Origin of the sequence: Streptomyces sp. RG80 (assembly GCF_040446465.1) — a bacterium.
Lineage (GTDB): Bacteria > Actinomycetota > Actinomycetes > Streptomycetales > Streptomycetaceae > Streptomyces.
This window is the reverse complement of the sequence record NZ_JBEAAJ010000021.1, coordinates 1-24,355: the sequence shown is the minus strand read 5'-3', so window position 1 is coordinate 24,355 and position 24,355 is coordinate 1. Positions and strand designations below refer to the sequence as shown.

Below are 24,355 nucleotides of genomic sequence, written 5' to 3'. Positions count from 1 at the left end.
AGTATCACCGCATCCGCCTGATCCACTGCAACCGAATTCCTCAACCGGCCACTGCAGGCAAGGGGGCGGATCGGCCACGCCAGGGTCAACTCGCGGGTACGGGCGGCGATTCGGACCACGCCGCCCGCCGACCGCACGCGTTCCACCCGCACGGCATCCAGATGCGGAGCCACAGTTCGTACGAGGTCGTCACACTCGTCGAAGGTCCCGCTTCCCGTGGCGGAGTGTCACCGGTGCACAGGGCCCAGCCCGGCGTCACGGAAATCTCGCCGAGGTCACTTTCACGTGTACGCCGACACCCGGAAACCTGAGTCCTTCCTGCATGGTCGGCGGCGCCATGGGCAGACCATCCATGATGGGCTTGATGGCCTGGGCTGTTCGAGAGCCGTCGGGGCCGGGGCCGGGCAAGGCCGCCCAGCTTGCGAACAATGCACGGACCAGCGCGGTCGGCATCGCGCGACACGTCTGTCAGGCGGCTTCTGTCAGGCGGCTTCTTTCAGCTGCGGGGAGGAGTCCTCCACCCGCAACGCATAGGCGGCAGCGCCGGCGTAGGAAGCCTCGACGACAAGAACGGCGATCAGCAGCGCATGGGGCCACCCATCCGCCACGATGCTGACCAGGCGTCCCACAGCGAGGCCGCTCATGAAGGTGAACAGCGTGATGAGGGAAGTCCTGGTGTAACGCGTGTTGGAGGCTCCCAGGCAGAACAAGATCGCCATGGCTACGAACAGTGACCCGGAACCGCTCCTGAAAAGGTTCGCCTCCGAGGGCGACTGAATGTCGACCCCGTAGACGTCCAGCAAGAGGTGGGGAGCCAGGAGATAGATCAACCCGATCACGGCGATCCCGAGGCCCGCTGAACCAAGAACCATCCTTTTCAGACTCATCTTTCAGATACCTCCGGTTTGGGAGCTCGTCGAAGAAGCTCCGGAACATGCGGCACGAACTGCTCGTGGTGCTGGAAGCGGTCCTCGCCGTTCGCGACCAGAACGGGTCGCCGGATCAAGGAAAGGTGCAGCTGAACAGCGGCCGTCTCGTTGAAGTGCCGGATGCAGCCTCCGCGTTCGGACCTCGGCGGGCGGAGCGGGGCCCTCGGCCGGGAGCCAGCGGCCGGGCGCCGTGGCAGCGTGCCCGGCCACCATGGAGACCTGGTGGGGTGTGGGTGTCGCAGACTTGCCAGTCGGAGCCGCATCAGCCCTGCCTGCGCCTGGGCGGCATGGTGTGGGCTCCGTTCGTTCGAGCTGATGGCGAGGTGTAGCTCGTTCCTCACCATTTACAGTATGATCATAATGCTACAGGCCGGGAAGCGCTCATCAGGCAAGACTGAGGCGATCCGCCCGCTGGCCGTGTCGCAGGTATTGCCGACCGGCGAACCGCCGCCGTCGAGACCGTCCGGCAGCGCATGAGAGCGGGAAAAGGTCAGGCGGACCGGCGACTGGCCTCGCCACCGCGGCGACCGGCTCGTCCGGGCGGCGCTCCAGCCGTGTGTCCCGGCCGGAGTCCGCTCATTCGTCGCCGAAGGGACGGATATCCCGGGTGTGAACCCTGCCGGACGTCGATGATTGTCGATGTAACGACAAAAACTGACCCCCGCCGATAGGCTCTGACAGCCTGTCACCGACAAGCCCATGGGGGTCTCGTGACACAACGTCCGCTCGCCGGATCAGTCAAAGGGTTACGCCGTATCGCGGTCCTCACCGCACTCGCCCTGACCGTCCCGCTGACGGCCACCACCGCCGAGGCACACAGCGGCGTGGACTCAGTCCCGGGCAATCCCGTCATCGCCTGGAACATCCACGCCCAGACCGCCATCTACGACACCGCCAAGCAGTCACCCACCACCAGCACCCGCAGCTTCGCCATCGTGCAGGGCGCCGTGTACGACGCGGTCAACGCCGTCGCCGGCCGTCCGTACGAGCCCCTGGTCAGCGCGCCCCGCAGCCGCCCCGGGGACTCCACCGCCGCGGCGGTGGCCACAGCCGCCCACGACACGCTGCTGTGGCTCTTTCCCGCGCAGGCCGAGTCGCTGAACGCCCGCTACGACGAGGCGCTGGCCGCGATCCCCGACGGCCGCGCCGAGGACGGCGGGGTGGCCGTCGGCAGGGCCGCCGCCGCGGCGATGACCGAGAGCCGCCGTGACGACGGCTTCGACCCCACCGCGCCGTGGACCGTCGGCACCGAGCCGGGCGAATACCGCCCCACCCCGCCTGGCTACGTCAACGCCGGCGCCTGGGTGCCGAACCTGAAGCCGTTCGTCGTTCGCAACGCCGGCGCCTACCGGGTCAAGCCCCCGCCAGCCCTGACCAGCGCCGCCTGGGCCCGCGACCTGAACGAGGTCAAGAGCCTCGGTGCGGCCACCAGCACCGTCCGGACCGAGGACCAGACCGAGGCGGCGATCTGGTGGGACGACCCTGAAATGGTCGAATGGTCGATCACCCGGCAACTCGCCGGCGCGCACCACCTCGGCAGCCTGCGGACGGCCCGGCTGCTCGCCATGGTGTACGTGGCCTCCGCCGACACACTGATCGCCTGCTACACGGCCAAGGCGCACTGGAACTTCTGGCGCCCGGTGACGGCCATTCCGCTCGCCGGCACCGACGGCAACCCGGCCACCGAACCCGACCCGGGCTGGACGCCGCTGCGGGTCACCGCCCCGTCGCCGGAGTACCCGTCGGGCCACGCCTGCTTCACCACGGCGGTCATGACGGCCCTGGGGGCGTTCTTCGGCCGTGACGATCTCACGTTCGGCGCGTACAGCCCCGCTTCCGGCACGACCCGCCACTACGACAGCCTTCGGGCGGCGACAGCCGAACTCATGGAGGCGCGCATCTGGGCCGGCGTTCATTACCGCTTCGCCTCCCAGCACGGGCACCGGCTCGGGCTGACGGTCACCCACGACGTCCTCAACCACGCCTTCCAGCGGCGCTGACGCGGACGTCCCTTCCACCACCGCCAGGAGGCAGGGAGAACAGCTCGGGACAGCACCGACACCGAACCTCTTTCATCCTGGTTCCTGAGGAGTGAAACAGGCTGATCAGGTGAGGTGACGTGGCGAAGCCCCTCGTCGTCGTTGGTGTGGCGATCTCACTCAACACGCCGACGGCGGGGGGCTTCGCGGAAGGCCTGCTGGTTCAATCGAGTGCAGTGGCATCAATCCGATAGGGCGATACGCAAGTTGATGTCCGGTTCGTGCTTGCGGGTTGAGCGAGGTTGGCGGGTCGGGTGTCCGGGGTCGGGGGCCAGGCCGGGTGAACGTGTCCACCGATCCGGAGTGAGTCTGGGCAATGTGAGCCCGTCGAGGTGTTATGGCACCATCCCCGTTGTGGATGACCGTACGCAGGACGTGGATTGGTCCGGCCTCTTCCATGGCTCGGGCCCGGCCGGCGACACGCCGCTGCATCTGGCTGCTCTCCTCGGCGACGATGCTGAGGCTTTCGTCGACGGGTACGCGCACCTGTGGTCGGCGACGCTTCGTCGCGAGGGCAAGGCCTGGCCTGCGACGGCGCCCACCGCGCTGCTTGTCGCCGAGCTCCTGGACAATCCGCTGCTGGGGCCGGATGATCCCTCGTTGCCCGATGCCATGCTCGCCTATCTGTACGAGGTCGGGGTCGCCGCCGACCTCGGAGACCGGGCTGCGGAGATCCGTGCTCGGGTCAAGGGCCGCGCACCGGAGCTGCGGGCCTGGACTGCCGAGTACGTGTCGACCGATGCGGACGGCAAGGCCCGGATGTGGCGGGACGGGCCGGGGCTGGGTGACCTTGTCCTCGATCAGGCGGCGCTTGCCTGCTTCGACCTGGTTCCCGCGCTCCTGCGGCGAACACTGCCGTACCTCGCCTCGGAACGCGCCAGGCGCAGGACTTGTGCCGCAGCAGCTGTCGGGTCACTGGCGCGGCATCCCGTAGCCTGCGCGCAACGTCCGGAGTTGCAGCACCAGTTGACGTCGATGGCCCGGGCCGCCGATTCCTCGTACGACCTGGCGACGATTGTGATGGCCATTGGCCACCTCGGCGGTGACACGCGCCCCTGGCTGGGTGACCCGCATGCAGGCGTTCGGGCCTGCGCGGCTCTGGCGCCTGACCTTGCCGGCGACGACGCAGCGGACCGGGTGCTGATGGAACTGGCGCGGTCGCCGCAAGCCTTCGGCAAGTCCTTCGGCGACATGGCTCCACCCCTGCAACTCCAGTCCAAGTCGTACCAGGACCTGATCACAGGGCGACGCGCGAGCTGATGCCCGGTGTCCGGGACGGGGGTTACGGTCGCGGCAGGGTGAACAGCCCCTGTGGCTCACCACGGGGTCGGCCGGGCCGGTGGGGGTGGTGGAGGTGGGGGCGGCTGCTCGTTCCGGAGCAGGGGGATCGGTGCGCGCAGTCGCAGCGTGCCGGGAAGGTCCAGTCGGCCCCGGCTTTCGGCCAGCACGATCCGTTGCACGGTGAGCGTGCCGTCGATCGTGCACTCCCCGCTCCGTACGCGGGCCAGACAGGCGTTTTGGACGACGGCGACAAGCCCCGCGACCTGATAGAGCAGCGTGAGTTCGACGTCCAGCGTGCCGATCCTGGTGCCGTCGACGAACACGTCCACGAACGGGCGGTGGCTGGAGGTGATGCTGTGCGTCGCCAGCGCGACGACCTCCTCGCTGCCCGGCACGGAACGGGTCCGTCGTGCGGCGGCCGTCAGCTCCGCGTGCTTGCGCCAGCCGGCGGACGCCAGGTCGAGAAGGTCCAGGCCGAGGAAGCCGTCGATGACGGTCGCCAGCTCGCGCTCGACCGCCTGGTCGGCCGCCGGTGTCAGGGAGGGCACTCCGCTGAGGAGGGTCCGGGCCAGCCCGTGGGAGCGGACGGGGTCGACGAGCGCGTCGGCGGAGTCCTGCATCTCCCTGCCGAGCAGGAAGGCCCGTACGGTCAGGGGTTCCAGCGCGTGAGTGGTGGTCATGGCGTTGCCTCAGCCTCTGTCGGTGCCGTCGATGCGCTGGTTGCCGGGGTCGAGGTGCGGTTCGAGGCGTACGGTGCGGGTCGGCGGGCCGGTGTCGTACGGCTCACGTACGTCGGACCTCGTCGTGCCAGGGCGCAGTACGGTGCTGACGTGGTCGTGGATCCAGCGTGGTCCCCGTTGGCGGTGGCGGACCAGGGCGAGTCCGGCGACGGCCAGGAGTAGTACGCCGCCGAGGGTGGGCCCGACGACCAGTCCGACGGGGGTCGACCCGTCCACGGAGTCGGTCCTGTCGACCGTACCGCCGTCGCCGGTACCGCCGACCTGGCCGTTGGTTCCGCCGGTTCCGCCGTTGGCGCCCCCGCTGGCCTGGCCCCCACTGGCCTGGCCCCCGTCGGTCTGACCGCCGTTCGTGGTCCCGGTGGTCTGCGCGGCCGTCACCGTGAACTCGGCCGTGGCACTGTCGTACCCCTCGTCCGTGCAGGTGGCCAGGACAGTGTGCGTGCCTTCGGACGATCCCTCCGGCACCTGGAACGGTTCGGTGAATGCTCCCGCTTCGGACACCGGGACGGCGGTGGCGAGTGATTCGGTGTCGTCCCATGTCACATCCACACTGGAGCAGTTGAATGCGGAACCGTCCGCGGCGACTTCCGCTTCCGGAGGGCCTTCGGAGGGATCGAGTCCGAGGGCGGCCTCCTCCTCGGGCTCGACGGTGAAGGTCGCTTCGGCGCTGATATCCGTCTTGGTGGTGCATACGGCTGTCACCGTGTAGTCGCCCGGCGTGGCGTCGGCCGAGACCGTGAGGCCGACCGAGAAGGTGCCGGCGTCGATGTCGACGGGGGCCGTGGTGGAGGGAGCCGCGTCCACCATGGAGACCTCGGCTGTGCCTGGTCGCCGTTTGGTGGTGTCTCCCACCGCGTTCTGAAGGCCGCCCAGGTAACAGTCCTCGAAACCCGAGCCCCGTACGTCGATGTTCGTCCCCGGCCGCCCCGCTGTCGCACTGATCTCGATGTACGGGTACGGCTCCGCCATCGCGCCCGGCCCCGAGAACGCGGTCGGGCCCAGTGCGACCGCGGTGCCCAGCAGCACCGTTGTCAGCAGGCGGCCGATGATTCGCACGACGGAGAGCATGGGGCACGGACCAGGAAGGCGGGAGAAGGAGCTGACGAGGCACGAGAAGGCCCAGGCGCTGGGCCCGGATCGCTGCCCTTCGCGCATCATCTCCCATTCTCCTCCGCCTTCGCCGTGTTCGCTCGTCAACCGATACCGGCTCCCCGTGCTGATGACACGTCAATACGTGCGTGTTCGGGCCGAACTCGGCTTCCTGGAGGGGGCCTTGGAGGACTGTGAGTGTCTCCTGCTCCGGAATGCGATCACGTGCCGGGACGCGGAGAATGGAGGTATCGCCCATGCGCCCGGCCCGCTGCGGCCGTCCCCTTTCACCGAGACGTGGAACGGAGACGTGGAACGGAGGCGTAGTGATGTCAGCAGAGACGCCCGTGGTGTACTTCGACATCGGCGATACACTCGCCGACGCCGCCTTCGAAGTTGACGGTTCATTGACTCTGCGGCCGAGACCCCGGGTCTTCGAGGTGCTCGACGCGCTCGCGGGGGTGCGCAGCGGCATCGTCTCGAATCCGGGTGAGGGCGCGGTCGCCCGGGAACGAGCGAAGGCCGCGCTCGACGAGGCCTTCGCGGGCCGTTTCACCGACGACGGTCTTATCCATTGGGGTCCGAAGACCTCACGCGGGATCTTCGACGACGCGGTGGCGGGCGCGGGTGTCGCGGCCGACGACTGTGTCTTCGTGGGTGAGGACCCCGACGAACGTGCGGTCGCCCGCGAGGCCGGTCTGCGCACGGCAGCCCATCCGGTCTTCGCACGCGCGGCCATCGCGGGCCGTTCCGTCTTCTGGGCGAGGATCGAGCTGCCGGCGGGCCGGACCCTGGCCGACCTGGAGGCGGTGGCAGGCGGCACCGAGGTCGTTCCGGTGCATGTCGCCGGCGGCGGGCTCGTCCTCGCCATGACGACCGTGCGGGGCGTGGAGGCGCTCGAACTGGGCGGCTTCACGGTCCGCCTTCAGGACCAGGTGGAGGAGACGGCGGCCTTCCTGGTACGGGACGACCGCCCGGTCGTGCCCGCGGCGCCCCTCGCGGACACCTCGGCCGAAGGGCGGGCGCGGGTGGAGGCGGACCTGCGGGCCTCGGCCGCGTTCGACCTCGTCGCGAGCGAACTCGCCGGGACGGGGCGGGCCGGCGGGCCGGGGCGAGGCCTACGGGACGAGCGAACGATCGTGTCGCTGGGGCCTGCCCCAGGTGGTGTCTACGTCGCCGCCTCGGCCGGTGTCCCCGTCGAGCAGGTGCACATCGAGGGCTCGAAGCCTGGCCACACCGAGCGGCTGCTGCCTGACCCGGCGCTGCTGTCCCGCCCGGGCGAGCCGGATGCCGAGGGGCTCGTCCAGAGGTCGCGGGGACTCGCGCCGGCCGCCGGACTCGTCGGCGCACCCTCCGCCGCGACGGTCGCCTCGGTGCGCGCGGCCGTCACCCCGGAGGTCATCCGCGACCATGTCGCCCGTGTCTCGGGCGTCGCTCCGCTGGTCGACGGGGAGCCACGGAAGGTCCGCAGCCGTGACGCGGCGAGCGACGACAACCCGGTCGTGGCCGACGTACTCGCCCGCCGGCTCCACGACCTCGGCCTCGCGGTCAGGCTCCACCGTTTCACCTGGCGGGGCCACCGGCTCTCCAATGTCGAGGCCGAGTTCCCCGTCGAGGGTTCGGACGGCGCCGTACTCGTCACGGCACACCTCGATTCGACCGCCGACCAGGGCGAGTACGTCGACGAGAACGGTCGTCCGCGGCCGTACGATCCCGCCGTCGACCCGGCGCCGGGCGCCGACGACGACGGGAGCGGGGTGGCGGCGGTCATGGCGGCGGCCGAATGTCTGAGCACGATCGTCAAGGGCGACAGGAAGCCGACCCGGACAGTGCGCTTCGTGCTCTTCAACGCCGAGGAGCAGGGGCTCGTCGGCAGCAAGGTCTACGCCCGGGCGGCGGCAGCGGCGGGGGACAGCATCGCGGGCGTCCTGCAGATGGACATGATCGCGGGCTTCCAGCGCGACGGGGGCGGGGGCGGCGGGGCGAACGGTGCGCGGCCGGTCGAGATCCACGCGGGTTCCGCTGTTCCCGGCCCCGCGGTGGGCGCTTCGGAAACGCTCGGCGACCTCGTCGCTGCGGCCGTGGGGGAGGTCGAGCCCGGCCTCACGACGCAACGGCTCAGGGGCGCCGACGACCCGGCCGCCGGCCGCAGCGACCACGCGAGCTTCCACGAACGCGGTTGGGCGGCCGTCGCCGTGTGCGAGAACTTCTTCGACGACACCGCGCCCGCCTCCGGCACCCGGCAGTACCACAAGCCGGGCGACACTCTCGACGACCGGGACCACAACACGGAGTACGCGGCTTCGATCGCTCGCGGGGTCACCACGGCTGCCCTGACGCTCGCGGGTCTGTGAACAATCCCCACCCCGCAGCCCCATCCAGATCCCCATTCCTGTCCTCGAAGGCAAGGAGCTGAAGCCATGACCACGACGATCGACAGGAGGGACACCGGCTACGACCACCTCGCCAGCAGCGCCGGGGCCGCCTCCTTCCTCGACGAGACCGACCGGGTGGCGGCCGAGGTCGAGCACACCCTCACCGCCGAGCCCAGCAAGGTGAACCGCTTCACCGGGCATCTGACCGAGCTGCGGGTGGACGGCGCCCCGGGCTTCACCGACGCCGACATCGCGGGCATCGAGGCCGGTGGACAGCCCACGGAGGACACCCGCGACGCCGGGTATCTCGCCAAGGCCAAGGAGTACGTCGCCTCGGTCTCGGAGGCGATCGGATTCGCGGCCGGCGAGCCCGTCGAGTTCGAGGCCGATCCGACGGTGACCAGGACGAGCGACGGTATGCGCGTCGTCAGCCTCCAGCAGAAGCACAACGGCATCGAGGTGTGGGGGATGCAGCCGAAGGTGTGGCTGCACTCGGACGGTACGGTCGACCGGGTCGTCGGCGACACGGTGAGCGTGCCGACGGGCGTCTCGGCGAAGCCTGCGGTCCCGGCCGAGGTGGCCCTGCGGGTGGCGGCCAAGAAGGCTGCCGAGCCGGTGACCCTCCGGAGTCCCTTCGGTGACGCAGAACTCCCGCGTCTCGACATCTCCTACGGTCTCGGGCGCCTGTCGGTGCAGTCGCAGGCCGACCAGCCGATGACCTTCGCCGGGGGAGCCTTCGAGGAGGCCATCCCGGCCCGGCTCGTGTACCTCTACATGGGCGGAGACATCCGTCTCACCTGGTTCTTCGCGTTCACCCGGCCGAACTTCACGGTCCAGTACCACGCCTTCGTCGAGGCCGACGAACGAACCGCGGACAAGGACGCGCCCGAACTCCTCTACTTCTACGACACGAGCAGCCATGCCGTGGGCGGGCTGGTCTTCCGCGAGAACCCGGTCGACACACCCTTCGCCGAGGTCACCTTCCCGCTGTCGCTGGACGCCTATCCGGTCCAGGTGACGCCCGAGGTGCAGCCCCACCTGCCCCTGGAATTCCCCGGGCCCTGGACGGTGGCCGGCAACGGAACGCTGTCGACCGACGGCAACAACGTGCGTGCCGTCAACGGCAGGAGCCGGCAGCCGTTCCAGGTCCCGGTGGACGCGGAGGGCAACGCGGTGTTCAACGCCGACCCGGACACGCCCGAGCAACTCGTCACCAACATCTTCTACTTCTGCAGTCTCGCGCACGACCTCTTCATGATGCTCGGCTTCACGGAGGAGAACGGGAACTTCCAGGCGGTGAACAGACCGGGGCACGGCAAGGGATCTGACGCGGTCCTCGCCCTGGCACACCCGGGATCGGTGCCGGGCACGGCCAACATGGCCACGAGGGCGGACGGACTGGCGGCCGTGATGAACATGGGGCTGGTCACGGCGACCGGCCGCCACACGGCCAACGCGTTCGACGTCGTCATCCACGAGTACGTGCACGGCGTGACGAACCGTCTCGTCGGCGGCCTGTTCGACGCGAACGGCCTCTCGGAGGACCAGTCGATCTCCATGGGCGAGGGCTGGAGCGACTACTTCGCCCTGACGATCATCAACTTCACCCGCGCGCAGGAGCACGTCGTCATCGGCGACTGGGTGGTCGACGAACCGGGCGGCATCCGGCAGCGGCCCTACGACGCGGACTATCCGGGCACCTTCGGGGACATCGGCAAGACGCGAGGCGAAGTCGCGGGCGCGGGCAACGCCGACCTCAGCTACCGGGAGGAGCACAACGTCGGTGAGATCTGGTGCGCGGCGCTCATGGAGCTGACCCGCCGGGTCACCGCCGCGCTGGGCAGCAAGGAACGGGGCTACCGACTGACCTGGCAGGCGGTCGTCGACGGTCTGAAACTCACCCCGAAGAACCCGTCGTTCCTCGTCGCGCGCGACGCGATCCTGCGGGCCTTCAAGGGAATGGAGGGCGGACGGCTGACCAGCGCCGAGTACGAGGAGGTCCGGCGCGCCGCCTGGGAAGCCTTCGCCCGATACGGAATGGGCTTCGACGCCTTCTGCCCGAACGCGTCCTACGACGGCTGCCAGGGCGGCACCCAACTGCCCCCGCCCGGACACCCGGACTAGGGCGGACTGGGGCCTGTCGTCAATTTCCCGCCGACCGGGCACAGGCCCACGTACAACCAGTACGAGGGCTTTGGGTCGCGGCGACCAGGCGAAGGAAGATGCGCACTGAGGTAGCAGTGCCCGCGAGGATCCCGGCCGCGAGCGCGCGGGGCCCGACCAGCGCCCAGCCGACCCGTACGACCCGGTTGGCGGGACCGGGGGCCGTGCTCTTGTACTGGCGCGGACAACTATTCCGTTGCCGTCGTAGTCCTGCGGGCAGTGGCAGCTCTTACCTGGACCAGCAGCTCGGCGCCGTGGCGGTCGAGTTTCGCCGACGCGGGCATGACGTCACCAAGCGAGTAGTGAAGACTGGATACATGCGACCTCATGCCCCCGGCGGCCTCCTGTTCGTAGCGCTCGGTGTCATCCTTGTCGCCGCCGGCTACGTCTGGAGGGGACGTGTCCTGCGTCCCCTCTCGGCGAAACGGGCCCAGGCAGCCGTGATCCGGGACCGTTCCAGAAACCTGCTGCGCTCTGCGGACATGGCGATCGCCGGAGCGCGGCGCCGGGCCGCACGTGACGAACCGGCCATCGTCACGATCGGAGACGTGACCAGGGTGGCGCGTCAGCACTACGGGTACCACTTCGTGGAGCGCGAAGAAGCAGCTGCCGCCCTCCGCGAGCGCTATGAGGCCTCCGACTGCCGGGTGGACTGCATGACCGACGCCTTCAACTGACTGCCTCCTCGGCAAGTGCTTGTCGCCAGGGTGCCGGAGCTGTCAGCTGATCGTTGGTCACGCTGCAAAGGCGCCGTGATTCAACGCTGGGCCTGGTCGGAGTGGTGGTGTTTCGCCGATCCCTGCTTCATCCGGGCTGGCCAACCGACGGCGTCTCAACCGCAACGGCGATCGGCAGCTCAACGGGCCAGGCTGTCGGCCCCCCCACCCTCAGCACGTCCAACCGGCTGCCCTGTGCCGCCGGCCGGGCCTGCAGGGTGCGCGCGGTCAGGGCCGGATATTCCCGGGGTTGGTGGGGTGAGGCTGGCTGTTCGAGAGGCAGCCGGGACGGTTCGCACCAGCTCACCCCTGTGCCGGATAGGGGAATCGGCGAACTCCCGGGCTGTTCTCGAGTGGATCTGATCAGGGGCGGCCGGGGCGTGTGGGGTGAGTGTTTCCCTTTGCGGGGGTGGATCGTTGCTCTGCGTCTGGTCGTGGGCGGTCAGGGGCAGGAGGTGGTGCGGGTGACGTGGGCGTGCAGCAATCGAGGGGAGGGTTGAAACCCGTGGCGGGTGTAGGCCGGGATCGCGCGGGGGCTGGAATGCACGGTGACGCGTTCGAGACCGAGTTCCCGGGCGTGAGCCAGGAGCGCCTCGATGAGGCGGCCGCCCAGACCGCTGTCGCGTTCGCCGGGGATGACGTAGACGCACTGCAGGTCACCTGAGGCCCGCTGCAGGGCATGTGGGCTGGGCACACGGGGGAGGACCGCCAGCCAGGCCATGCCGATGATCACCTTGTCGCGGACCATGACCATACAGCGGTGCGAGGAGGCATTCTGCCTCGCCCAGGTGACGAAGTGCCGCACGAAGTCTTCGTGTTCGGCGACGGGCACGCCTTCGTTTTCGAGGATCCACTGCCATCGCAGCTCAGCCACGGCGCTCAGCTCGTCAGGTACGGCCGGACGGATAGTGATGTTGTCGTCCACTCGCGCATTGTGCTGTCGCCCGGCCGGTGGCGTCACCAGCGCGATGGGGCGATGTTGCCGGCCAACGACTCCTGACGGCCAAGGGGCGCAAGCCGGCCGAGACGAGGAAGTCTGCTGCCAGGCCGTGGGACATCGACGACGGGTTGTGGGCGCGCACCGAGGAGCTGCCGACGGCCGTCCCGCGTGATCCGCGGTGTCCGGGCCATAAGCGTGTGGACACCCGTACGGTGCTGTGCGGGATCCTGTTCGTGCTGCACACCAGGATCCGCTGGGAGGTCCTGCCCTCCCGGGGGCTGGGCTTCGGCTCGGGGATGACCTGGTGACGCCGACTGCGCACCGCTCGGTGTGGGGAGTGAGGGCACGAGGTGCCCCAGGAGATGGCCCTGTCGATGCGTCAAACGCAGTGGTAGCAGTCGGGCCCACGCAGCCTCACATGCGGGATCTCAGCACGTCGACCTCGCAACCGGGCGTGAACGGGTCGAAGCCGTGCTCGATGAGCCATCGAATGATCAGCAGGCTGCGCAATGACCACCACGCGTGGATCACGTCGAGGTCGATGTCGGTGCCGTAGCCCGCGATCACGTCGGCGAGGTGTTCCTCGTGTCCGAGCGTGAAGGTGGCGAGGTCGTACAGGGCATCACCCTGTCCGGCCTCGGACCAGTCGATGATGCCCGTGACCTCGTCGCCGTCGACGAAGACGTGCGCGATCTGCAGGTCGCCATGCGTGAACGCCGCGGTCCACGGCCGGAGCGCGGCTTGGGCGACCTGGCGGTTGCGGGTGACCAGATCCGCGGGCAGGACGCCGTTCGCCACGAGCCGCTCGCACTCGTCGTCGAGTTCCGCCGCCAGCGTGACGGTGCTCCGACCGGCCTGGCCGGACCAAGGCGGCAGCGGCGCATCGTGCAGCTTCCGGATGGCGGCGCCCGCCGCGGCCCACGCCGCCGGCGATCCGATCGACGGCCCGCCGAGGCGCCCGAGCGTAGTCCCCGGGAGCGCGGCGAGCGCGAGCACGGGCGGCTTGCGCCACAGGACCTGCGGGGTCGGTACCGGCGCGAGGGACATCGCTTCGATCTCGACGTCGATGCGCGCCTGATCGGCGTCCACTTTCAGAAACACATCGCCGACGCGCAGGGTCGCGCGCTCGGAATGGGCGACGACGACTTCGACCTCATCCATGGGCGACCAGTATCCCGGGGATGATCGCCGACGTCTCCGGGTTTCTCACGTGCGATTACGCGGCTGACCGCGCCCCGTTGGGGCTGATGGATCCGCTCCTGCTGAGGGGGAAGATCAGTCAACTTGCTTTTGTTCTGGGCTGGTTGGGGGGGGGACCAGCCTCGCGTACTCGTCTCACCAAGCAGGCAGTCGCCGTGCCGGAGTTGGCCGAAACTGCGGGCATCATCAAAACGCGTCGTGGAGGCTCCCGTTCCGCGCCGCGCCACTGGCATCATCTCTGGATGACTTCGTCGATATCCGAGTCGTGGTCCCGTATGGATACGTGGCTCGCCCGGCGCACGCCTCGAACGTTCGCCGCTCTGGCGCCCCCGGCGGAGCGCTCGGCAATCGCCACGGCTGAACAGGTCCTCGGGCAGCCTTTCCCCGATGCTCTGGTGGAGTCCTTGCTACGGCACAACGGCATGGGCCACTGCGACCTGTTGCCACCGTTTTGGTCCTTGCTCGATGTGCAGGGGATCATCTCCGCCTGGCAGACACGGATGCAAATCTACGGAGATGAGCTGGCGCAGGCTGCGGAAGGCGACCCGGACGGGGAATACGGGCCGTGGTGGCATGGGTTGTGGATCCCTTTCGCCTTCGACGGTGGAGGTGACTACCTCATCATCGACCAACGCCAGTACCGACGGCGTGGAAGGATCGGCAACGCCGATCATGAAACGGGATGCTTCTTCTCACCCCATCCCATGTGGGCGTCGCTCCCGGCTCTCCTCGACGCAACGGCCACCGCTCTGGAAACCGGCGAGACAGTGAACGGCTACCGGCCTGTCGCAGTCGACGACGACGAACTGGACTGGGACTTCTGATACGCAGGTTCAGGCTCGCGAAGACACTCTTCAACGCAGCCGACGCCTTCTAGGCGACGGCCCCCTGCCATCTGAGCAGCGTCCCTCGCCTCGCAACGAAGAGACGTTCGAGGGGCGTTGGGTGTCTTCGGGCTGACGCGGGTGGAATTCCGTTTCGGCGATTGGTACTGGCACTCGTACTCGTAAGAGGAAGAAGGCGACTGTGGATACTAATGACGCTGGCCTGCCATCTGTTGATCACCCTGCCGAGATCGCTTTCAGGCGCGGGTGCCAGGCCCTGGAGGCGGGGGACTGGGATCGCGCACGCAGCCTTTTCGAGGAGGCGGTCGGCGGTTCCGGCCCGCAGATGCTCTGGCGCGTGGCCGAGGCATGCCTGGAAACCGACCAAAGCGCATGGTGGATGCGTCGGGCCGTGGTCTCGGAGAGCGAGCCGGGCGGCATCACGGTAGACCCGGGCACGCTGCCTATCCTGGGAGGCAACGGCGATATGTTTCAACAGCATTGGGAGATCGCCGTCGAATCGAACGACCCGGCCCGTGCGGTTGCCGCGCTCACCGCCGCGCAACGCCGCCTGGGACGCGTGCTCGAGGACGGCCGTGAACTCCCGCCGGAGGGGGCCGACGATGCCCTGGCCGACACCGACCTCTACAGCCCCAACTACGTCGCCGTCGACGACACGGTCCCCCGCGTGTGGATGGACTGCAAAGACGGGATGTTCCCCCACATGGCCCGCACCGCGCTGCGCATCGTGGCAGACGAACTACGCAGAGCCGGGATACGCCACGCACACCTGTTCACCCGTCCCGCACCGCACTCCCCAGGCAGCTAGCAACGACCGCCGACGGGGCTGGGCGTCGCTCGACGATCTCGAACGGGGTAGTCACCTGGCGATTCGCCGTACATGGGGGCGGCCCTCGTCTGATCTTGTGCTCCGACCACGGTGCGCGTAGAAACTGGGTCTGGCCTGGGCTTATTGCAGCAGATTCAACCTGCGCAGCGACGGGTCACTGTGTGCAAGACCGGCGGCGAGCCTGCGAACGGACGGGGGCGTTGCCGAGCCGGCGTATGCCTCGCTGCTCGGTGCGCTGCTGCGCCGCAGGGACATGCCCGGCTCGCTAGGGACGGCCATCGATAATTCGAACGGCGACGCTTCCCCCCGTGACGGTGCACGGTCCTGCTCGGCGGATGAAAAACACGTTGGCCGGTCCGCCGCCAAGCTGCGACGATGCCCCCGTTTCTTAGCGGAGGGCATTTGTTCGTTTTCGTGTGTGCGGGGTGTGGCGCGAGGCTGACCAACCCGTTGTCCCAGGTCGAGCTGCCGGCTCACGCCCATCAGAAGTACGGGAACGGGATTCAGCTCCCGGTTCTCATGGAGTCGGGCACGTTCGCCGTGGAACCGGAGCCCTGGGGGCACCCGTGGTGGCGGTGGGAGGAGATCGATCCAGCCGAGGCGGCAGCCCGCGGCATGCACGCTCCGGTGTACGCCGTGTCCGGCGGCCCACCCGGCACCATCGTCATCGCACCCGGGGATACCCGCGGTACCGTGCTCGTTCCGGAGCAAGCCGGCGGCTACTGCTGCGGCCTTGACTGGGGTGACGGCCCCAACATGGCTTGTGAGGCGTGCGGCCTGCCCGTGGCGAACCGCATCGACGACTGTTCGCTTTGGCAGGCGGTCTGGCTCGCGCCGGACGCCGTGCACCGCCTACCCGTCGACGACGCCCACATCGCGATCCTCTCCTGGGCGGAGCTATTGGTGGAGAGGAAGGTCACGCCCCCGAGCGTGCCGATCACGAGATGGGGCTCGCTGCTCGGGCTGGGCCACTGGTGGTCTTGGAACCCGCAATGGGAGGCGGCAGCCGGCCGAGGGCTGGCCCACCTGCTGGCCGCCTCGGACGGCCGGTCGGTGGCTGTCCCGGACGGCCTGATCGCGGAAGTGTTCCAACGCGCCCTCGACGCCCTGCTGCCCGCGGTCCAGCCGGCACGGCGCGCCGTCCTGGCCGGACCCGGACTGCCCGCCCCGGATACGGACGCCGACATCGTGATCGTGCCGACCCACTCACAGACGGGGGAAGTCTGGAGACCGGTCGGCCCGGCTGGATCGGCATACCCGGTGCCGCTGCCGTTCGGGGTGTGGATGTGGCTGGCCTTCCCCGAGCCACACCTCCACCTCCCAGCGTCAGGAACCATGCCCGACGGCGTGTTCCGCGACGACCCGCCCGCGCCGCGTCCCCACTACCTGTTTCGGGCCGACGCGGGAACCTTCCAGCACACGTTGGTCCGATTGCCGGCCGTCCGCAGCCCGTGGTTGCGCGAGATCCTGGAGAATCTCACGCACCACATGCGCGCGGGCCTCTTCTAGCCGACTGGCAGAGGCGCCGGTACTCACTTTTTGGAACTGTCGCCACTGCACAGAAGCGGTCAGTGGTGCATGCCGAAGTGGTGAGTATCGGCCGTCCGTTCTCGTGGATAAAGACAGCCGTCGACACGGGCGGGAGCGTGGCGCTGTTGCTGGGGCTTGCCGCCGAAGTGTCTGCTGGCCGGGCCGGTGGGGGAGAGAGGCGGCCGCAGCAGATCGTGAGCCGCGGCAGCAGGGAACTGTGGGCCGGATAGCCGGCGTTGGTGAAGCCCCGCGTTTCGTGCAGTTCGGCGGCCTGGAGTGCCGAATCAGGGCTCTGGCCTGGGCGAGCATGGGTGCTGCGGCCTGGGGTGCGTTTCTCTGGGCGGTGGTGTTCTGGCTGGTCAGCGGGTGGTGGGGTTACGCTCCCGGCGGCGGCGTCAGCCCGAACCGCGAGATGACGTCCGGCAGCCATTCCGGCTGGCCGAATTCGAGCCCGTACTTGGCCACGAGTGCCGGGATCGCGTCTGCGGACGGCGGCGGGCCGTCGGCGAGCATCTCGGCCATCTCGCGGAAGCAGTTCTCGAAGCCGGCCGGGCTGATGATCTCGATCATGCGGGCAGGGACCGGGCCGGCGTTCCACATGGCGTGCAGCTCGCCGCGCGGCTTGGTGATGTAGCCGCCGGGGCCCAGCACGGCTTCGCGGTCGCCGGAGCGGAAGCCGATCTCGCCTTCGGTGACGATCGAGTACTCGTCCTCGCGGGTGTGCAGGTGCGGCGGCACCAGCGCGCCGACCGGGAACGGGTGCTCGACGACCGACAAGGCGCCGTTGGTATCGGCACCCCAGAGCTTGAATACCACTCCGATGGAACCGAGGAAGCCCTCGGTGCCCTCGCCGGGGCGGACGACCGTGAGTGGAGGGACCAGGTCCTCGGTCATGGCGATCACTCCTCTGATCGATTTCGAGATACACTGGTGTTCTGTCAAAAGTGTCCGCCCCGGACCGTGAGGCGTCAAGTTGAGTGAACAGCATCGTTCAGTCAAAACGCGGGGCTACGAGATGCGCAAGCGGGCCGAGGACGTCAGTCGCACCCGGCAGCGCATCGTCGAAGCCGCCGTGTATCTGCACGGCACCACCGGCCCCGCGGCGACCAGCATCGCGGCGATCGCCGAGCGTGCCGGAGTCACCCGGCTGACCGTCTACCGACATTTCCCCGATGAGCCGGCGCTGTTCGCGGCGTGCTCCGGACACTGGCTGTCGCAGCAGACGTTGCCCCGGCCGGAGGAATGGGCCGCGGCCGAGGACCCCGACGAGCGGCTGCGGATCGGGCTCACCGACCTCTACCGCTTCTACCGCGGCGGCGAGCAGATGCTGACGCTGGCCGTCCGGGACCAGCACGCCGTCCCGGAGCCGATCCGGCAAGCGTGGGAGGAAACGAATCGGGGATACGTCGAGGTTCTGGTGGGGGCGTCCCTGGAGGACGACGGTCGGATCCGGCGCGCAGCGATCGGACACGCGGCGGCCTTCACCACATGGCACTCACTGTGCCGGGAACAAGGACTCGAAGACAGTGAGGCGGTCGAGGCCATGGCCGCGCTGGTCGAGGCGGTCAGCGCAGAGAACTGAATCAGCGCTCGGCGACGAACCCGTACGCGCGGCCCGGCCGGTCCGGGGCGACCGTCGATTGCGCCTTCGTAGGTGGAAACGGACGCCACTGGTCGCGGGAGTGTCGACACAGTAGCTCCCGTGGGCTGAGGGAAATGTTGCTGAGATCTGACACCACCTGGCCTGAGCTGAGGTCCGGTGTCTGGTCGAGCCGTAGACAATGGACCTCAGCGCCTGCGTGATCGATGATCGGACCGTGAAGAGAGTTATCGATCTTGATCAAGCCGTCGTCGAAATTGCAGAGCGTCGACATGGGTGGGAGTCCACAGGATTGGTTGTCGGGCCTGTCAGTTGGCGTGACGAAGCAGCTTCTTGGCCTCGGCAGCTTGAGACGGACCGCTCGCGAGTGGAGGACCCCGATTCAATCGGCGTCCGTATCACGGGGCTGGCAGAGACCGAGCTTTGTGTGGTGCTGTTCCGCGGTGGCTGGGCCGATGTCGACTTCATCGCGAGCATCGATGATGCCGGTGTACTCCCTGCCCCGGATGTGGGATCGCCGCAAGGCTTCGGGAACCTCCTTGACCGCTGCGTGTCCAGGGTGTTTGGTCCTTCGCGGCAGTAGCTTCCCGGTGTCGTGATGGCGGCCATTGGCCGGCCCGCGGCATGTCGAGGAAGAGTGCGCTGTCGTCAGTCAGCAGTCAGTACCGGTCTCTGCTGCAGATCTCGAATTTTCTTCGGACCTGCTCTTCGCCGCAGTTGGCTCACGGAGTGAACCAACTGCGGAAAGCGGTGAGCGAGGCCGAGTACGACTGGTTGCTCATCGAGTGGTGTCAGACGCGTGGGCGATGATCTGGACATGCTGCAAGCGAGAGATGAGCACGGCCGACGGGTGGGGAACCCAGAGGACTCAGCGTTGAGCCGGATGGTGGCGAACCTCAGCCGGGGCAACGCCTTCGTGATCGTCGAGCGAGTCGATGCCGACGCGGACGGCGACTGGTATGTGCAGGTGTGGCTGAGGGATGACAACACGTATCAGCTGGAATTCCGCGACGGGATCGCGGCGGAGCACTACCAGACCCGGACAATCTCCCAGGACAAGGTGATCGCCGCCTTGAGCGGCTGGGCTGAGGAACGTCCAGGGTGGAAGGACGCTTTCATGTGGAGCAACATCAGCACGATGTTTGCGGACCCGGACTGACCCTGCCATCGAGGGGTCGGCAGGGTCATGGACCCGTTCCTTCAGTTATGGCGCATCAGGATGACGTCCGGGTTGGCCATCGGGACAGTGGGTCGAGCGGCCTCGGAGGTGGCCAGCAGGGCAACGATGGTGACCGGTTTGTTGTGGGCGTACGATCCCGGCTCTCCAGTTGCGTACGGATGAACGTCCCCAATGACGGTTCGTGTTATTGGTCTGGCCGGGGGCGAGATCTCGAGATCGTCTCTGCTGCAGACGGTTTGGCCTGGTCCTGGCAGGATGCGTGAGTGCAGATCTTGAGAATGGTGGGCTGTGTTGGCCTGCTGGTTGCACTCGTGGGATGAGGCGGTTCTGGTGATGGCGCCGCGGCTCCGGGTGACGTGGAGCGTGTGGAGGCGATGGCTTCGATGGACCCGAGTTCGATCACTGTCCTGGTGACCTTCATCGATGGACCGGCCGACGGTCGGACTGAGCATCTGCCGTTGCCCGAGGCGACGGGCAAGGTCACCATCGATGGCGTGACATATCGGTGCAGCCCGGGCCCGCCGCCGTAGGTGAAGGACACTTCGGAGGGACTGGCCCAGGTGATGCGACCGGTCTGAGGTGACGCTGTTTGTCAGGCCACGTCCTTCTCTCCTCGATGGCCATGAGGCGGTTCTTCAGTGGGTAGCTGGGGCCGTTGATGGAAGTTCATCAGCACTTCTGAGCTACTCCGACGCGATGACGGCGGACCTTCGATGGCTCTGTCGGCGGCGAGCGTCGTTGACGCAGAGCTCACAGCAGCAGTGAACCTGTGGCATAACATGCACGCCATGAGATCGAGATCGCGTATAGGTACGGTCATAAGCGGCATCGCCGCCGCCACCTTGCTCACCATCACCAATGCCTCTGCGGTGGATGGGGATGAACGGGCTACCGGCACCACAGATCCGGGCACTTCGGCATTCTGTACCCCCGATGGCTCGTGGGCCCAGGCATGTTTCTACGCGTATGGTGACTGGTTCGGTGTGGATGACACCTATGAGGACGGCCTCTCAGCCGTCGTTGATTGGTACTTGACGACGCCCCTCGGTGAGAAAACACGCTCCGGACGCATTTGGAACCCTGATGGTTCTAACGCGGGTTGGCGCTTCAAGAACAAGGACTTCACCGAAGGCTACTGGGTGTATTTGAGGCACTGCCGAGGCAGTTACTCGACTCTGAATGTGCAGGCAGGCTCCTGCAGCACTTGGCACGCAACGAAAGCCTGACCTGGATCGTTCATGTGGGGCCGCCAGTTCACTGTCGGCCCCACATGATGTCGCGCGGGAATCCGGCAGGCTGTTGGTCGACGACTCACAACGGCTACTGAGCTTGAACTCATGATGTCGCCGGGGTGAGTGACAGGCTGGTTCCGGCGAGGCATACGTCGATCAGGTGTGGGCGGTACTGGATCTTGCTCATGCCGTGGCGGATGGTCTTGATGAGGTGCTCGGAGGTGGTGAAGGCGGTATTGGACAGCCAGCCGCGTCGCAGCAAGGACCAGATGCCCTCGACCGGGTTGAGGTCGGGTGCGTAGGAGGGCAGCTGGTAGACGGTCAGCTAGGGCGGGTATTGGGTTGTGATCAGTTTGCGGGTTTCGCCCTCGCGGTCGTGTCTGATCCGGCAGATCTTGTTGTATGACGCGAGTACAACTGACAGATGCCGAGTGGGAGTTCATTGAGCCGTACCTGCCGATCGGTGAGTACGGCCCGTACCCCGAGCGTCTGCGCCGGCAGTTCGAGGGCGTGATCTGGCGGTTTCGGACGGGCGGCCAGTGGCGGGAGATGCCGCATGAGTTCGGCGCCTGGTCGACTGTCCACAACCGCTTCCGGCAGTGGAGGGACGCCGGGGTGTTCGAGGCCCTGCTGGAGGGCGTGATTACGGGGGCCGCGAAGCGGGGTGAGGTGAACTTGTCGCTGGTCAGCGTGGATTCGACCACCGTCCGGGCTCACCACGACGCCGCTGGGATGCACCTGGGCTCCGACACGCTTGCCGACCTGGAGAAGGTCGCCGAGGAGGTGGAGAAGGCCCGGCAAAGGGGGGCAGCTCGGAGGAACAAAATCCGCAGGACGCCGCACACGATTCGGAACGGGACGAGCGACGACGTGTCCGGCGCAGGCGCAAGCTTCGTCTGAAGGCCGCCCTGCTCGGGCGTTCCAGGGGCGGTCAGACCAGCAAGGTCCACGTCGCCGGAGAGCGCAAGTGCCGCCCGCTGGCGCTCGTACTGACCGAAGGGCAGGCCGCTGACAGCCCTCAGCTCATCCCCATCCTGAAGAAGGTGCGGGTCCGTGGGCCGGTCGGCCGTCCCCGTACTCGCCCCGACGCGGTCGCCGGGGACAAGGCTTACTCGTCCCGCGGCAACCGCGCTCATCTGCGCACACGCGGCATCAAGGCAGTCATCCCGGAGAAGAAGGACCAGGCCGCCAACCGGAAGAAGAGAGGCTCCACGGGCGGCCGGCCCGTCAGCCACGATGCCGAGCTCTACAAAGAGCGGAACACCGTCGAGCGCCTGATCAACAAGCGGAAAGCCTGGCGAGGCATCGCCACTCGCTACGACAAGACCCCTGCGAGCTACCTCGCCGGCCTCCACCTTCGCGGCGCGATGATCTGGATCAAGGACCTGGCCAAGTGCACCGAGGCTCGGTAGCTGTCACCGACGGCACTGCGTAGGCTGTGCAGGAACCAGGTCGAAGCAGCCGGACTGTCACCAGAGAGGCGCTGGAGTTGTCACACATAGCCGATCACTGGTCTTCCTGTCGCCGGGGCGCGGTGTGACTCGCGCCGACCTCATCGCCATGCTCCGCGAACAGACTCCGGCATGCGGCCCTGCACGTGACGCCTTGATCGCCGGGGCTGACTTCGTCGTCTGGGATGGCCTGGTCCCGGCCAACCGGCACGCGGGCGTCTTCCGGCGTCGAATGCACAACTCCTTGAAGCGTGGCCGCACGGTCGAGGGTGCGGCCGAAAGCGTCGACATCCTTCTGCGGGCCGGAGAAGAGCCGCTTCGTACTGGATCCATCGACGCGGTGGACAGGTCGTCCTGGTTCACGATCTTCCTGAACTCCACGGCGACAGTAGTGGTGGCCTGCTGCGGCGGACGCCGACCCACCACCACGGAGTCGGCCGACACCCCCGAGTCCGGCGCCCAAGCTCGCGGGTGACAACAAGCCTGCCTAGGTGACGCCTATCGCGCTTTGGCTCACCAAGACCACCCCTTGATCGCGACCGAATACTCGCCCTAGTCCTGCCGGGCGATGAACTGCCGGATGCCGTAAGCGAGATGGACGTTGAGGTTGATGCCCCTATGTACTGTCAACCGGTGCCTGGTGCCGGTTGTGGCAGTGAGACGGCTCGGATGTACTGGTAGATCTCTCGTGCCACGTGGCGCTTGAGGCACGGTACTGCGTCGTTCGAGGTTTTCGCTGGGTTCGCCCCTCGTGTCGGAGGCTAATGAGCACGATGGGGTAGCGAGCGGCGTTCGCTTGGCGGCTGCCGCCGCGGTTGAGACGGCGGTGCCGGCTCTTGCCGGATGAATGCCGGGGCTCGCACCACAAAGGACGCCTACCTGGTGAGGCGGTTCTGGTTTTCTCCTGCAGCGATGAGCGGAGCTGTCGGCTGTCGGGGCCTACTCCGAAGGCCTTGAGCAGGTCGCGGTAGTCGGTCCAGGCGAAGCTCGTAGTCGAGGTAGCCCACCTTTCCTTCGGCGGCCCGCCGGGGGCCTGTCGCCGCACGACCTTCTCAAAGTTTTCGTCGGACCAGTATCCGCTCGCGGCACAGGCGAGCCTTCTCCACGAGGGCGTCGTTGCCAGGGTGCCGTTCCAGGTACTCGCGCAGTACCAAGGACAGCATGGGGGATGCGCGCCAGCGAGGGGCCTCCGGCCGGCCGGGCCCGTTGTCATTCGGGGCGGTGACCTGGGAGCTCCGCGTCGGGAATGCCAGCCGGGGCAGTTGTGTTGAAGGCGGCGTGGGAGTGGAGGGGACAGTGTCCCCGGGCCTCACTTATTGCCTGCGGGGAAGATCGTTCGGCTGAAGCCCCGCAGAGTCTTTCGCCGCGTAGGCGACCGCCCTTCACTCCCATAATTCTTCGCCGAGAGCGGTGAGCGTCGGGAATGCGACACGGCGAGACGCTGTTGAAAGAGTCGTCTGACATGTTCGAGTCAAAAGGCTCGGGTGGTGGCGGAAGGAGCACCTCATGGCACGCAGCGCCGCACGTCCCGTCGTCCGGCTGGCCTCGACGGCCCGTACCGGAGTCACCTACGTGACCCGCAAGAACCGCTTGAACGATCCCGACCGCATGGTCCTGCGCAAGTACGACCCGCAGGTCGGTGCGCACGTCCTGTTCCGAGAGGAACGCTGACACCCCTCGGCTCGGCTCCACGTCGAAGGCAAGAGAAAGGCCACCCATGAGGCACGGCATCCACCCCGTCTCCCGCGCGGTCGTCTTCCGCGACCGCGCGTCAGGCTTCCAGCTGCTCACCCGCTCCACCATCCACACGGAGCACACGGTCGAGTGGGAGGACGGCACCACATACCCCGTCGTCAACGTCGACATCTCGTCGGCAAGCCACCCGTTCTACACCGGCACCTCACGCGTCGTGGACACCGCGGGCCGCGTGGAACGCTTCCAGCGGCGCTACGGCACCACCGTTGCCGTCCGACCCTGACCGAGGACAACGTTTCCACCCGCGAGAGGAGACCGCTGTGAAGGTCCGTAAATCGCTGCGTACGTTGAAGGTCAAGCCCGGCGCCCAGGTGGTACGCCGACGGGGCGTCACCTACGTGCTCAACAAGAAGGACCCGCGCTTCAAGGCTCGCCAGGGCTGACGCACTGACCGACGTACAAGGATCCGGCCCGGCCCCGCAACTGCGGTGCCGGGCCGACGGCTGCCGCGGCGAAGGCGG

22 protein-coding genes and 2 pseudogenes are annotated in these 24,355 nt (G+C 67.8%); 17 read left to right on the top strand and 7 right to left on the bottom strand.

What is annotated here, in order from left to right; genetic code table 11:
• Positions 1–482: 482 nt before the first annotated feature.
• Positions 483–887, bottom strand: coding sequence for a DUF4345 domain-containing protein (locus tag ABKA17_RS45930; RefSeq protein WP_353698416.1), 405 nt, complete (start codon positions 885–887; stop codon positions 483–485).
• A gap of 752 nt (positions 888–1,639) precedes the next feature.
• On the opposite strand from ABKA17_RS45930, the gene ABKA17_RS45925 reads away from it, so the two are divergent.
• Together ABKA17_RS45925 and ABKA17_RS45920 are read left to right on the top strand one after the other, a co-directional pair.
• Complete coding sequence (locus ABKA17_RS45925) at positions 1,640–2,929, top strand: vanadium-dependent haloperoxidase (protein WP_353698415.1); 1,290 nt, start codon at positions 1,640–1,642, stop codon at positions 2,927–2,929.
• Between the two features lie 393 nt (positions 2,930–3,322).
• On the top strand, positions 3,323–4,228 hold the full coding sequence (locus ABKA17_RS45920; RefSeq protein ID WP_353698414.1) for a hypothetical protein: 906 nt from the start codon (positions 3,323–3,325) through the stop codon (positions 4,226–4,228).
• Positions 4,229–4,284: 56 nt separating this feature from the next.
• Here the strand turns inward: ABKA17_RS45920 and ABKA17_RS45915 are convergent, their stop codons facing one another.
• Both ABKA17_RS45915 and ABKA17_RS45910 read right to left on the bottom strand, forming a co-directional pair.
• A complete protein-coding gene (locus ABKA17_RS45915) occupies positions 4,285–4,929 on the bottom strand; it encodes a hypothetical protein (RefSeq protein ID WP_353698413.1) in 645 nt (214 codons plus the stop codon).
• A gap of 9 nt (positions 4,930–4,938) precedes the next feature.
• Positions 4,939–6,045 (bottom strand): hypothetical protein, encoded by a 1,107-nt coding sequence (locus tag ABKA17_RS45910; RefSeq protein WP_353698412.1) that lies wholly within the window; start codon positions 6,043–6,045, stop codon positions 4,939–4,941.
• A 362-nt stretch (positions 6,046–6,407) separates the two neighbouring features.
• On the opposite strand from ABKA17_RS45910, the gene ABKA17_RS45905 reads away from it, so the two are divergent.
• From ABKA17_RS45905 to ABKA17_RS45895, 3 genes are all read left to right on the top strand, one after another.
• Positions 6,408–8,432, top strand: a complete 2,025-nt coding sequence (locus tag ABKA17_RS45905; protein WP_353698411.1) for a M20/M25/M40 family metallo-hydrolase — start codon at positions 6,408–6,410, stop codon at positions 8,430–8,432.
• 66 nt (positions 8,433–8,498) lie between these two features.
• Positions 8,499–10,577, top strand: coding sequence for a M36 family metallopeptidase (locus ABKA17_RS45900; protein WP_353698410.1), 2,079 nt, complete (start codon positions 8,499–8,501; stop codon positions 10,575–10,577).
• Between the two features lie 356 nt (positions 10,578–10,933).
• On the top strand, positions 10,934–11,293 hold the full coding sequence (locus tag ABKA17_RS45895; RefSeq protein WP_353698409.1) for a hypothetical protein: 360 nt from the start codon (positions 10,934–10,936) through the stop codon (positions 11,291–11,293).
• 481 nt (positions 11,294–11,774) lie between these two features.
• Here ABKA17_RS45895 and ABKA17_RS45890 read toward each other — a convergent pair whose 3' ends face one another.
• On the bottom strand, positions 11,775–12,257 hold the full coding sequence (locus tag ABKA17_RS45890; protein ID WP_353698408.1) for a GNAT family N-acetyltransferase: 483 nt from the start codon (positions 12,255–12,257) through the stop codon (positions 11,775–11,777).
• A gap of 26 nt (positions 12,258–12,283) precedes the next feature.
• Here ABKA17_RS45890 and ABKA17_RS48050 point away from each other — a divergent pair, with 26 nt between their 5' ends.
• Positions 12,284–12,580, top strand: coding sequence for a transposase (locus ABKA17_RS48050; protein WP_502994552.1), 297 nt, complete (start codon positions 12,284–12,286; stop codon positions 12,578–12,580).
• 106 nt (positions 12,581–12,686) lie between these two features.
• Here ABKA17_RS48050 and ABKA17_RS45880 read toward each other — a convergent pair whose 3' ends face one another.
• Positions 12,687–13,433, bottom strand: a complete 747-nt coding sequence (locus tag ABKA17_RS45880) for a phosphotransferase family protein (protein WP_353698407.1) — start codon at positions 13,431–13,433, stop codon at positions 12,687–12,689.
• Between the two features lie 20 nt (positions 13,434–13,453).
• Here ABKA17_RS45880 and ABKA17_RS45875 point away from each other — a divergent pair, with 20 nt between their 5' ends.
• The 3 genes from ABKA17_RS45875 to ABKA17_RS45865 all read left to right on the top strand — a co-directional run bounded on the left by ABKA17_RS45875 (position 13,454) and on the right by ABKA17_RS45865 (position 16,655).
• Positions 13,454–14,296, top strand: coding sequence for an SMI1/KNR4 family protein (locus tag ABKA17_RS45875; RefSeq protein WP_353698406.1), 843 nt, complete (start codon positions 13,454–13,456; stop codon positions 14,294–14,296).
• Positions 14,297–14,498: 202 nt separating this feature from the next.
• Entirely contained in the window at positions 14,499–15,125 is a 627-nt protein-coding gene (locus tag ABKA17_RS45870; RefSeq protein ID WP_353698405.1) for a tetratricopeptide repeat protein, read from the top strand.
• A gap of 423 nt (positions 15,126–15,548) precedes the next feature.
• Positions 15,549–16,655 (top strand): hypothetical protein, encoded by a 1,107-nt coding sequence (locus tag ABKA17_RS45865; protein ID WP_353698404.1) that lies wholly within the window; start codon positions 15,549–15,551, stop codon positions 16,653–16,655.
• Positions 16,656–17,051: 396 nt separating this feature from the next.
• Here the strand turns inward: ABKA17_RS45865 and ABKA17_RS45860 are convergent, their stop codons facing one another.
• Complete coding sequence (locus ABKA17_RS45860) at positions 17,052–17,570, bottom strand: cupin domain-containing protein (RefSeq protein WP_353698403.1); 519 nt, start codon at positions 17,568–17,570, stop codon at positions 17,052–17,054.
• Positions 17,571–17,691: 121 nt separating this feature from the next.
• Between ABKA17_RS45860 and ABKA17_RS45855 the strand changes: the two genes are divergently transcribed.
• The 3 genes from ABKA17_RS45855 (at position 17,692) to ABKA17_RS45845 (ending at position 20,682) form a co-directional block, all read left to right on the top strand.
• A complete protein-coding gene (locus tag ABKA17_RS45855; RefSeq protein WP_353698402.1) occupies positions 17,692–18,258 on the top strand; it encodes a TetR/AcrR family transcriptional regulator in 567 nt (188 codons plus the stop codon).
• A gap of 817 nt (positions 18,259–19,075) precedes the next feature.
• Positions 19,076–19,435, top strand: a complete 360-nt coding sequence (locus tag ABKA17_RS45850; RefSeq protein ID WP_353698401.1) for a hypothetical protein — start codon at positions 19,076–19,078, stop codon at positions 19,433–19,435.
• A 734-nt stretch (positions 19,436–20,169) separates the two neighbouring features.
• The gene (locus ABKA17_RS45845) at positions 20,170–20,682 is read left to right on the top strand and encodes a hypothetical protein (RefSeq protein ID WP_353698400.1); all 513 of its coding nucleotides are present in this window, start codon (positions 20,170–20,172) and stop codon (positions 20,680–20,682) included.
• A 109-nt stretch (positions 20,683–20,791) separates the two neighbouring features.
• Here ABKA17_RS45845 and ABKA17_RS45840 read toward each other — a convergent pair.
• Positions 20,792–21,013 (bottom strand): annotated as a pseudogene (locus tag ABKA17_RS45840) (transposase); the annotation flags it as partial.
• Positions 21,014–21,090: 77 nt separating this feature from the next.
• Here ABKA17_RS45840 and ABKA17_RS45835 point away from each other — a divergent pair.
• The 5 genes and pseudogenes from ABKA17_RS45835 to ykgO all read left to right on the top strand — a co-directional run bounded on the left by ABKA17_RS45835 (position 21,091) and on the right by ykgO (position 24,277).
• A pseudogene (locus tag ABKA17_RS45835) lies at positions 21,091–22,100 on the top strand (IS5 family transposase).
• 193 nt (positions 22,101–22,293) lie between these two features.
• Complete coding sequence (locus tag ABKA17_RS45830; protein WP_353698399.1) at positions 22,294–22,614, top strand: hypothetical protein; 321 nt, start codon at positions 22,294–22,296, stop codon at positions 22,612–22,614.
• Positions 22,615–23,645: 1,031 nt separating this feature from the next.
• Positions 23,646–23,810, top strand: coding sequence for a 50S ribosomal protein L33 (gene rpmG, locus ABKA17_RS45825; protein WP_353698398.1), 165 nt, complete (start codon positions 23,646–23,648; stop codon positions 23,808–23,810).
• Positions 23,811–23,856: 46 nt separating this feature from the next.
• Positions 23,857–24,117 (top strand): type B 50S ribosomal protein L31, encoded by a 261-nt coding sequence (locus ABKA17_RS45820; protein WP_353698397.1) that lies wholly within the window; start codon positions 23,857–23,859, stop codon positions 24,115–24,117.
• Positions 24,118–24,154: 37 nt separating this feature from the next.
• Complete coding sequence (gene ykgO, locus ABKA17_RS45815; RefSeq protein WP_353698396.1) at positions 24,155–24,277, top strand: type B 50S ribosomal protein L36; 123 nt, start codon at positions 24,155–24,157, stop codon at positions 24,275–24,277.
• Positions 24,278–24,355 lie beyond the last annotated feature (78 nt).